Origin of the sequence: Amycolatopsis roodepoortensis (assembly GCF_024628825.1) — a bacterium.
Taxonomy (GTDB): Bacteria; Actinomycetota; Actinomycetes; order Mycobacteriales; family Pseudonocardiaceae; genus Amycolatopsis; species Amycolatopsis roodepoortensis.
Genome location: NZ_CP102415.1, coordinates 3,331,128 through 3,343,000 on the forward strand (window position 1 = coordinate 3,331,128; position 11,873 = coordinate 3,343,000).

1 protein-coding gene and 1 pseudogene are annotated in these 11,873 nt (G+C 70.0%); both read right to left on the reverse strand.

Annotated features, from left to right (window positions below; translation table 11 throughout):
• Positions 1-361: 361 nt before the first annotated feature.
• Positions 362-9,669: pseudogene (locus NQK81_RS15515) on the reverse strand (amino acid adenylation domain-containing protein).
• A gap of 32 nt (positions 9,670-9,701) precedes the next feature.
• Positions 9,702-11,648: an ABC transporter ATP-binding protein gene (locus NQK81_RS15520; protein ID WP_257488770.1), complete on the reverse strand. Its 1,947-nt coding sequence runs from the start codon at positions 11,646-11,648 to the stop codon at positions 9,702-9,704.
• Positions 11,649-11,873 lie beyond the last annotated feature (225 nt).

Genomic DNA, 11,873 nt, shown 5'->3' on the forward strand with positions numbered 1-11,873 from the left:
ACCGCACCCAGGGACGCCAGGAGCGAGGGGGACTTTCCCCGCGTCCGATGCGGCGAAAGTCCCCTTCACGCCAGCTCACCTCAGGCCGGGGTGTTGCGAAAGCCACTTTCGCAACCTTCAACGTTGCGAAAGTGGCTTTCGCAACCCCTCACCTGGCCAGCCCCGCGTCGCGAAAGTGGCTTTCGCAACCCCTCACCTGGCCAACCCGCGTCGCGAAAGCCACTTTCGCGACGCCTGATGTCCCGAAAGTGGCTTTCGCGACACCGCCCCACACACCGCCGGAAAGCGAAAGGGGGTCGTGAGTGGCGTTTCGGGTTAGAACCCGAAACGCCACTCACGACCCCAACGCGAACCGCAGCCCCTAAACGGTGTCGAACTCCGACTCCAATTCCTCGATCTCGTCCTTCCCCATATCGACTAGTTCGAAGTCGGCGGCGGGTTTCCGCGCCGCGGGCACCTCGTCCGGCTCCTCCCCCAGTTCGACGAACGACGCGAGCCCCGCCGGCGTCCGGTACTCGAAGACCTCCCGCGCGCCGAAGGTCATCCCCTCGCGCCGCGCCCGCGCCGCCAGCTGCATCGAGACGATCGAATCCCCGCCCAGCTCGAAGAAGCTGTCGTCCGCGCCGACCCGTTCCAGCCCGAGCATCTCGGCGAAGAGTTCGCACAGCAGCCGCTCGATCTCGGTGACCGGTTCCCTGCCAGCGATATGCCCGCTGAAATCGGGCTCCGGCAACGCTTTCCGGTCGACCTTCCCGTTCGCGTTCACCGGCAGCGCGGCCAGCGCCATCACCACCGACGGCACCATGTACTCCGGCAGCAGCCCGGCGATCCGGTCGCGCAGCCGCACCAGGTCCACCCCGGCGCCGGACACGATGTAGCCGATCAGCCGTCCGTCGCGGACCGCCACCACCGCCTGGTCGACGCCCGGCTGGTCCGCCAGCACCGCCTCGACCTCGCCCGGTTCCACGCGATAGCCGCGGATCTTGACCTGCGTGTCCGCGCGCCCGGCGAAGACCAGTTCGCCTTCGTCGTTCCAGTACGCCAGGTCGCCCGTCCGGTACATCCGCTCGCCGGACGCGAAAGGATCGGCGACGAACCGTTCGGCCGTCAACGCGGTCCGGCCGAGGTAACCGTGCGCCACCCCGGCGCCCGCGATGTACAGGTCGCCCGCGACGCCCGGCGGCAGCGGCCGCAGGAAGACGTCCAGCACGTACAGCCGCCGCCCCGGATGCGGCTTGCCGATCGGCAGCGTCGAACCCAGCTCGTCACCGGGCCGGATCACCTTCCACGACGCGCAGAACGTGGTTTCGGTCGGCCCGTAGGTGTGCAGGACGCGCAGGTCCGGGCACGCCTGCCGCACCCGCTCCACCGCGCCGAGCGGCACCACGTCCCCGCCGGTCTGGAAGTAGCGCAGCCCCGCGAAACAGTCCGGCTTCTCCTGCACCAGCGCACGGAACTGGCCCGCGGTGAAGTTCACCGACGTGAGGCCTCGCGCCGCGTGCGCGGCAAGGGTGTCCGCGTCGATCACGCCCGGACCGGCGAGGATCACCCGCGCCCCCGCCACTAGCGGCACCAAGACCTCGTACAACGCCGGGTCGAAGGTGTGCGGCGCGTGCATCAGCACGGCGTCACCGGGGTGCAGATCCCACACCCGGTAGCCCAGCAGCGCCGCGACGGCGCCGTGCGGGACGGCCACGCCCTTCGGCGTTCCGGTCGAGCCGGACGTGTACATCACGTACGCGAGATCGTGCGCCCCGACCGGGACCAGGGACGCCTCGCCCTCGACCGGATCCTCCACCAGGATCCGCTGATATCCGGACGGCGTCGCGGTCCCGGCCCGGCACACCACCGCGGTCGCCGCGGAATCCTCCAGCATGAACGCGACCCGCTCGGCCGGATAGTCCGGATCGATCGGCACGTAGACCGCCCCGGCCTTCCACACCGCGAGCCAGGCCGCCAGCAGTTCCGCCGACCGCTCGACCACGACACCGACACAGTCGCCCCGGCGCACCCCCCGGGCGATCAGGACCGTAGCGAGCTTGCCGGACCATTCGTCGAGTTCCGCGAACGAATACTCCCGGTCCGCGGCCACGACCGCTGTCGCGTGCGGGGTCCGCGCCACCTGACGGCCGAACAGCTCCACCGCCGACGACGCGTCCACGATGTCGTCCGTCTCGTTCCAGAGCTCGACCACCAGCTCGCGGCCGGCGTCGTCCAGCACGTCCAGCCTGCCGACCGGTGTCCCCGGCGCCGCGATGATCCGCTCCAGCACGAGGGTGAGCCCGTTCAGCGCCGCCTTGGCGACGGACGCTTCGACGGCGTGATACTGCAGTTCGATCTCCAGGCTTTCGCCCGGCATGACACCGAGGGTCATCGCGTACGGCGTCGCCTGGTTGAAGTCCCGCAGGGTCAGGCTCAGCTCGGACGCCGAGCCGGTCGCCGGATCGGCGTAGTTCTCGAACACGACGATCGTGTCGAAACCCGCTTCGCCCAGCTTCTGGATCTCCGGCAGGCCGAGATGGTGGTGCGCCATCATCTCCGACTGCCGTCCCTGCAGCTCCGTCAGCATCCGCAAGACCGGCTGGGCGGCGTCCAACCGCACCCGGACCGGCACGGTGTTGATGAACAACCCCACGGTCTGCTCCGCGCCGGGCAATTCTGCGGGACGCCCGGAGACCACCGCGCCGAACACGACGTCCTGACGGCGCGCCAACCTCGCCAGCACCAGCGACCACGCGCCCTGCACGAGCGTGTTGACCGTCAACCCGTGGCGGCGGGCGAACTCGGCCAGCGCGGAGGTGAACTCCGGCGAATGACGGACGACCTCGCTCGACGGCAGCCCGTGCGCCTTCCCCGGAGCTTCCGGCAGCCCGAGCGACGTTCCGTCGGCCCCGTCCAATTCCGCGCGCCACGCCGCCTTGGCCGCCTCCTTGTCCTGCTTTCCCAGCCAGGCGAGGTAATTCCCGTAGGAACCGGGGGCACGCGCGACGCCACCCGTCGCGTAGACCTCCAGGAGATCCGCCTCGATGAGCGCCCGCGACCATCCGTCGATGAGCAGGTGATGGCTCGTGGTCACCAGGCAGTGCTTGTCCGGGCCGAGCCGGATCAGCATCAGCCGCAGCAGCGGCGGCCGCGTGAGGTCGAACCGCGTGGAGCGTTCCTTCTCCGCGAGCGCGATCACCTCGGCCAGCGCGTCCACTTCGGACAGATCGGACAGATCGCGTTCGGCCCACGGAAGCTTGACCTCGCGCGGGATGAGCTGGATCGTCTCGCCGTTCTTCCGTCGCTGGAAGCTCGCCCGCAGTGCTGCGTGTCTCGCGAGGACGGTCTCCCAGGCCTTCCGGAACCGTTCCGTGTCCAGTGGTCCGTCGATGATCTGCGTTTGCTGGATGAGGTGGATGTCGGGCGCCTCGTCGTCCAAGGACGCGTGGTAGAGCATGCCCGCCTGCATCGGGGAAAGCGGCCAGACTTCGGCCAGTGCCGATCCAAAAGGGGCCGATCCAGAGGTTGTCGTCGAAGTGTTCACGATGCCCGGCCTTCGCTGAGTTCCGCTGCCAATGCTTCGAAGCTCTCGATCTCGTCCTGATCCAATTCGAGGAGACCGAAATCGGATGCGGTGTGCCCGCCCGCGGCGGGGTCTTCCGCTTGGGAGGCCAGTCCGGACAACACGGCCAGCAGTTCCTGGACCAGTCGTTCGATTCCGGCTTCGTCGAACACGTCGTCCGACCATTCGAGCATGAGGATCAGTTCCGGCCCGTCCGGCAGATCCTGGACGATCATGTTGACGGCCAGCGCGTGCGGCAGCCGCATGTCCGCGTCGATGGAGCCGCCGATCTCGCCGACCTGCTGCCACGCCCGCACCTCGCCACTCTCACCGGCGGCGAACCGGCCGAGGTAGTTGAACCCGATGCGCGCCGACGGCAGCGCGGCCAGCACCGGCTCGGTCTCGGCGTTGAGATGGCGCAGCAATCCGAACCCGAGCCCGTCGCCGGGCACCGCGCGCGACTGTTCCTTCACCGCCTTCAGCAACGTCCCGGCCGCCGCGTCACCGGCGAGCACCCCGTCCAGGTCGATCCCGGCGACGTCGAGCCGCACCGGATGCGTGCTGGTGAACCAGCCCACCGTCCTGGACAAGTCCATTCCTTCGGCGGGATGGCGACCATGGCCTTCGACGTCCACCAGCACCGTGTCCACGGCGCTCCACCGGGCCACCGCTCCCGCGAGCCCGGCCAGCAGGACCTCGTGCACGCCGCAGTGGAACACCACCGGCGCCCGCCCGGCCAGCACCGACGTCTGGGCCGAAGGCACCGTCCATGACCGCGAACGCACGGCGCCCGCCGGTTGCGGCTGTTCGCCTTGTCCGAGAATCGCTTGCCACGCCGCGAGTTCCGCGACCCGTTCGGCGGAGACCGCCCACTCCTGAAGCAAACCCGCCCACCGGCGGAAGGACACCGCCACCGGCTCCAGTTCCGGCTTCCGCCCGGCCGCCGCGGCCTCGCACGCCGTTCGCAGGTCCGCCGCCAGGACGCGCCACGAGACCCCGTCGACCACGAGATGGTGCGCCACCACGACGAGCCTGCCGACCCGGTCCGGTCCGGCGTCCAACCACACAATTTGGACGACCACGCCCGCGGCGGGATCCAGCCGCGCGACGGCCTCCCGCGCCACTTCGTCCAGCGTGCTGTCGTCGGCCTTCACGCGGGTGAAGGCCGCGGGAGCGCCACGCTCACCGACCACCAGCCGCCCGTCGACCATCCGCGCCCGCAGCATGTCGTGCGTGTCCAGCACCGCCGTCAGCCCTGCGGTCAGTGTCTCTTCCGTCAAGTCCGCCGGTGCGCCCAGTACCATCCACTGCGCGAAGCCCGGCGCCGCGGCGCCGTCCCCGAACAGCCGCATCACCGGCGTCAAGGGGACTTCACCAACCCCGTCCGCGTTCGATTCCTGCTGTGGCACAAGCGCTTTCACCACCAGCTGCGCGAGCCGTTCCGGCGTCCGGTGCTCGAACACCTGCTTCGGGGTCAGCGCGATGCCGTCGCGACGCGCGCGGGACGCGACCTGCATGGACGAGATCGAGTCCCCGCCCAGCTCGAAGAAGCTGTCCTCGACCCCGACCCGCGCCAGCCCGAGCACCTCGGCGAAGACCTCGCACAGGATCCGCTCGGCCTCGGTCGCCGGTTCCCTGCCGACCGTCTTCGACGAGAAATCCGGTTCGGGCAACGCCTTCCGGTCGATCTTCCCGTGCGCGGTCAGCGGCAGGACGTCGAGTGCCATCACCGCCGCGGGCACCATGTACGCGGGCATCCGTTCGGCGAGTCCGGTCCGCAGCGCCTCCGGGTCGACGTCGCCCGGCGACACGTAGGCGACCAGACGCCCCTGGCGAACCGTCACCGTCGCCTGCGTGACCCGTGGATCGTCGGACAACGCGAACTCGATCTCGCGCGGCTCGACCCGGAACCCGCGGATCTTGACCTGGTCGTCGGCCCGGCCGGCGGACACCAGCTCGTCCTCGTCCGTCCAATAAGCCAGGTCACCCGTCCGGTACATGCGCTCACCGGGGACGAACGGATCGGCGACGAACCGCTCCGACGTCAGCGCCGCGCGGCCCAGATAACCCCGCGCCACCCCGATTCCGGCCAGATACAGCTCACCGACCACTCCGCGCGGCAACGGCCGCAGGAACGCGTCCAGCAGATAGCCGCGCACCCCGGCGATCGGCCCGCCGAACGGGATCACCTCGCCGCGCGGCGCCAGCGGCATGCTCACCGTCGCGCAGATCGTGGTTTCGGTGGGCCCGTAGGCGTTGAGCATCCGGCGGTCGGCCGAAAGCCTGTCCACCAGTCCCGGCGGGCAGAGCTCCCCCGCCGCGGTCACCGTCTGGACCCCGGCCGGGAACACGTCGACGGTGGCCAGCACCGACGGCGGAGCCTTCACGTGCGTGACGTCCCACCGCTCCAGGGTGTCGCTCAGCGACGCCTGCGGCGGCAGATCCTCGTCCGGCGGCATCACCAGCGTCGCCCCGGAGAGCAACGCCATCATCACCTCGGACACGATGGTGTCGAAGCCGAGCGCCGCGAACTGCAGGACACGGGACGACGGCGTCACGGCCAGCCGGTCGATATGTGCCATCGCCAGGTTGCCGAGGCCCGAGTAGGTGACGATCACGCCCTTCGGGGTTCCCGTCGATCCCGATGTGTAGATCACGTACGCCGCGTCGCGCATCCCCACCGTCGGCAAGACCACGTCCGAGGCCGCCGCCAGGTCGAGGTCGTCGAGCACGACGACGCGGTCGGCGAATTCCTCCGGCACCGCGTCGCGCGTCTTTCCCTGACACACCACCAGCATCGGATCCGCGCTGCCGAAGATCAGCTTCACCCGCTCGGCCGGGTACGCGGGGTCCACCGGGACGAAGACACCGCCCGAAAGCGACACTCCGAGCATCCCGATCAGCCACCACGCGGACCGTCCGGCCACCAGGCCGACCCGGCGCTCCCGGTCGACGCCCGCCGCCCGCAGCACGGAGGCGAACCTCGTCGCACGGTCCCACAGTTCCGCGTAGGTCAGGTCGCCTTCGCCGTCCGTGACCGCCACCGCGTCCGGCCGCTCGGCCGCCATCCGCCCGATCAGCTCCGGCAGCGGCTCGCCGTCGATCAACGCGGGTTCCCAGCGGGGCAACGGGATCTCGCCCATGCCGGTCCGTCCGACGAACGCGGACGGATCCTCGACGACCGCTTCGAGCGCACCGGCGAACCAATCCAGCAGGGAGTCGGCGACGGCCTCGTCGATCTGCCCGCGCCAGTAGGCGAGCTGGATCCGGAACTCCTCGCCCGGGATCACCCCGACCGTCACCGGGTAGTGCGTCCCCTCGACCGTGCCCAGATACGAGAACTGATCGGCGAAGTCCCGCGGATAGTTCTCGAACACCAGCAGCGTGTCGAACATCGCGCCGGGTCCGGCCGTCTTCTGGATCTCCGTCAGCCCCAGGTGCTGATGCGGCATCAGTTCGACCTGTCGCCGCTGCAGAGCGGTGAGCATGTCCACAACGGACTGCCCGCCGTCCAGCGAGACCCGCACCGGGATCGTGTTCATCATCAGCCCCGGCATCGACTCGACGCCAGGGAGTTCGGCGGGACGGCAGGCGACCGTGGTGCCGAACACGACGTCGGTCCGCCGCGCGAGCCGCGCCAGCACCAGCGCCCAGGCGCCCTGCACCACCGTGTTGAGCGTCAGCCCGTGGTCGCGGGCGAAACCCGTGAGCCGGGTGTACAGCTCCGGCGCGAGATGGGTGACGCGGTAGTCGTAGTCCGTCGCCGTGTCCGACTTGGCGACCAGGGCGGGCACATCGATATCCGACAGCTCCGCCTGCCAGGCCGCGCACGCCGCGTCCTTGTCCTGCCTGTCCAACCACGCCAGGTAGTCACGGTACGAAGCGGCCGTCCGGTCCGGGAAACCGCCGGAGGTGTACGCCGCCGAGACCTCGTTGAGGATCACCGCCACCGACCAGCCGTCGGTCAGGATGTGGTGGTTCACCACCAGCAACCGATACCGGTCCTCGGCGACCTTGATCAGCACGAGCCGGAACAGCGGCGCCTTGGCGAGGTCGAACCGGTCCCGCTGTTCCGCCGCGGACAGCGCCTTGACGGCCTCTTCGACATCGCCGGCGCCGGACAGGTCGACCTCGCGCCACGGCAGCTCGACACGGCCGGCGACGGCCTGCACCGCCTTACCCGACGCGAGCCGGTGGAAGGTCAGCCGGAGTTCGGGGTGCCGGGCGAAGACCGCCTCCCACACCGACCGCAGCCTCGCCACGTCCAGCGGTCCGGTCAGCTCCACGATCCACTGGGTCTGGTAGATGTCGGGACCCTGGTCGTCGAGGGTGGTCTGGAAGAGCAAGCCCGCCTGGAGCGGCGCGAGCGGCCAGACCTCGACGGCGTCCGGGACCGAGGCCGCCAGTTCCGTCTCGTCTTCCGCGGTCAGCTCGACCAGAGGGCCCTCGACGAGCCGGTCCTCCACGGCACCCGCCACCGCGGCCAGCCGCGCGGGAGTCCGCTCGCCGAAGATCTGCGACGGCGTCACCAGCAGACCGGCCTTCGCCGCCCGGGCCGCGACACGCACCGCGAGGATCGAATCCCCGCCCAGCTCGAAGAAGCCGTCGTCGACGCCAGCCCGCTCGATGCCGAGCACCTCGGCGAACAGTCCACAAAGGACACGCTCCGCCTCGGTGACGGGTTCGCGCCCTTCGGCCTTCGCGGTGAAATCGGGTGCGGGCAACGCCGCCCGGTCCACCTTGCCGTTGCCGGTCAACGGCAACGCGGCCACCGCCAGCACCACGGCCGGGACCAGATAGTCGGGCAGGACCGCTTGAAGCCGCTCGCGGACGAGCGCGGGTTCCACGTCCGCCACCACGTAGCCGATCAGGCGGCCGTCGATCGGCACCACGACGGCCTCGTGGACGTCCGGCTGCGCGGTCATCGCGGCTTCGACCTCACCGGGTTCGATCCGGAACCCGCGGATCTTCACCTGGTCGTCGACGCGGCCCGCGAAGAGCAGCTCGCCGTCCGGTGTCCATTTCGCGAGGTCACCGGTGCGGTACATCCTCTTGCCCGGCGCGAACGGATCCGCCACGAACCGCTCCGCCGTCAGCCCCGGCCGGTCGAGGTAGCCGTCGGCCAGCCCGGCACCGGACAGGTACAGCTCACCGACCACGTCCGGGGCGACCGGCCGCAGCGAGTCGTCCAGCACCCAGGCCTGCCGCCCGGACAGCGGACGCCCGATCGGCAGCACCGCCACCGGGTCGTCCTCCGGTTCGAGCACGTGCCAGGTGGCGCACAAGGTCGTTTCCGTCGGCCCGTACAGATGCCGGATCCGCGCGCCGGGCGCGGCGTGGCGCACCCGGTCCACCGCGTGCGCGGGCACCAGGTCCCCGCCGGTCAGGATCTCGCGCAGCCCCGCGAACGACTCCGGCGCTTCCTCCGCCACCGCACGGAAACTGCCGGCGGTGAGATGCGCCCGCGTCACCCCGCCCGCGACGGCCTCCCGCAGCCGTCGGGCGTCCACCGGCCCCGGCGCGGCGATCACCACCCGGGCGCCCGACACCAGCGGCACCCAGATCTCGCACAGGGACGCGTCGAAGGAATGCGGCGCGTGCATGAGGACCGCGTCGTCGGCGCCCATCGCCCAGCCGGGATCCCCGACCAGCTCCGCGACGCTCGAATGCGGGACGGCGACGCCCTTCGGCTTCCCCGTGGAGCCGGACGTGTACATCACGTACGCCAGGTCCTCCGGGCTCGCCGGAACCACCGCGACGTCGCCCGCCTCGTCGGCGACGGTGATCGCCTCGATCCCGTCCGGGACGCTGTCGCGCGTCCCGGCCGAGCACAGCATCAGGGACGCACCCGAATCCGCGACCATGAACGCCACCCGCGGCGCGGGGTACGAGGCGTCCACCGGCACGTACGCCGCGCCCGCCTTCCAGACGGCGAGCAGCGCGACCAGCAGATCCGCCGAGCGGTCGAGCATCACCGCGACCCGGCGGGCGCCACGGGCGGCCAACCGGCCGGACAGCCTGCCCGCGAGTTCGTCGAGCTCGCGGTAGGTCAGGATCCGGTCCCCGTCGACCACGGCCACCGCGCCGGGGGCCCGGTCCACCTGCCTGGCGAAGAGATCGAGCACCGTCGGTGCGGCCTGCGCTGCGGAACTCATCGTCATCCTCCGTAGACCACGGTGTCCAGCGGCTCTTCGTCGAACTCGTCTTCCTCGGGCTCCGGCTTGGGCGCGTTGTTCTCCGGCCTGGCGAACTGCGTGTGGTAGAGCTCCGAATACAGCCCGCCCCTGGCCAGCAACTCGTCGTGCGTCCCGCGTTCACGGACCGTTCCGCCGTCGATCACGAGGATCTGGTCGGCCTCGCGGATCGTGGACAACCGGTGCGCGATCACCAGCGACGTCCGATCGCGCAGCGCGGTCTTGAGCGCCCGCTGGACGGCCGCCTCCGACTCGGAGTCCAGATGCGCGGTGGCCTCGTCGAGCACGACGACCGTCGGCGCCTTCAGCAGCAACCGGGCGATGGCCAGGCGCTGCTTCTCCCCACCGGACATGCGGTAACCGCGGTCGCCGGTGACGGTGTCGAACCCGCGGGGCAGCGACCGGATCAGGTCCCAGATCTGCGCCCCCTTGCAGGCTTCGACCAGCTCTTCCTCGGTGGCGGTCGGGCGGGCGTAGAGCAGGTTCTCCCGGATCGTGTCGTGGAAGAGATAGGCGTCCTGACTGACCACCCCGACCGTGCCGCGGATCGAGTCGAACGTCAGGTCGCGCAGATCGTGCCCGTCGAAGCGGACCGCGCCGCCATTCGGGTCGTAGAGCCGGGAGACCAGGTGGGTGATGGTGCTCTTACCCGCGCCGGACGGGCCGACGAGCGCGGTAAGGGTGCCCGAGGGCGCCTCGAAACTGATGCCGCGCAGGACGTCCGCCGTCTTGTCGCCGTTCTCCCGTTTGGTCCGCAGGTGTTCGAGCGACGCCAGCGACACCTCGTCCGCGGTGGGATAGCGGAACACCACGTCGTCGAACTCGATCCCCGGCGCCTTGCTCTTGTCAAGTTCCTTGGCGTCCGGGCGTTCCTGGATCAACGGTTTGAGGTCGAGCAGCTCGAAGATCCGCGCGAAGCTGACCACCACGGTCTGCGCGGTCTCCTGCAGCCCGGACAGCTGGGTGATCGGCCCGAACAGCCGTCCCAGCAGGGTGGCGATGGCGATGAGCGTGCCGAGCTGGAACGCCCCCTCGATCACGAGCCCGCCGCCGACGCCGTAGACGACCGCCGTGGCGATCGACGCCATCAGCGCCATCATGGCGAAGGACATCCGCGCCCAGATGGAGATGCTGACGCCGATGTTGCGGATCTTGCCCGCCCGCTTGCGGTAGTCGGCCATCTCCTCGTCCGGGCGGCCGAAGAGCTTGGAGAGCATCGCGCCCTGGACGTTGAACCGCTCGTGGAGGAGTCCGCCGAGCCCGGCGTTCGTCTCCATCAGCGTTCCGGTGCGGCGCTGGATGATCCGCCCCACCCAGATCCAGGGGATGACGAACAGCGGGACCAGCACCAGCGTGACCACGGCGACCAGCCAGGACAGGTAGAACAGCTCGGCCAGCACGAGCAGGACGGTGACCACACTGGTGGCCGCCATCAGCAGATGACCGAACGCCTGCTGCGCCATGATGAGCTCGGTGTGCAGCCTGCCGACCAGCACCCCGGTCTGGGTGCGGGTGAAGAACGCGATCGGCAGCCGCCGGACGTGGTCGAGGGCCTGCACCCGGAGGTCGTAGGTGACCCCCTCCCCGATCTTCGCGGAGACGAAGGCGGACAACAGCGACAGCAGCGCGCCCGCCACGGCGAGGCCGGCGGTCAGCACCGCCATCAGGATGACGACCCCGAAGTCGTTCTTCAGGATGCCTCCGTCGATGAGTTCCTTCATCAGCAACGGGGTCGCGACGACGACGAACGCCTCCATCGCGGCGATCAGGACGAAGATCGCCACCTTGCCGACGTGGGGGCGGAAATACGCGAGGACTCTGCGCACCGTCCCCGGCCGGACCCGGTTCGACCAGGGATCGGGGTCGTCATCGCTCTTGGGCGACGCCCCGAAGCGCAACATTACTTCCATTTGGGCATCCCTCTCACGCACGGAGTCGGCGAGTTCAATCGTGCTGAATCGTGTCGATGTCCACGAGTGGCCCCCGCGGAGCATCTGCGTTCTGTTCGTCCACAAAGGACGTTGTCCGCCCGGTGGCCGTGTCGCGAAAGCCACTTTCGCGACGCCTGATGTCCCGAAAGTGGCTTTCGCGACACGCCTCGCCCACCTGAGCAGGCCAGCCACCTCAGCCCCCGC

Coding starts and splice junctions, on each gene's coding strand:
- NQK81_RS15520 (WP_257488770.1), bottom strand. CDS start 11,648: ATGGAAGTAATGTTGCGCTTCGGGGCGTCGCCCAAGAGCGATGACGAC.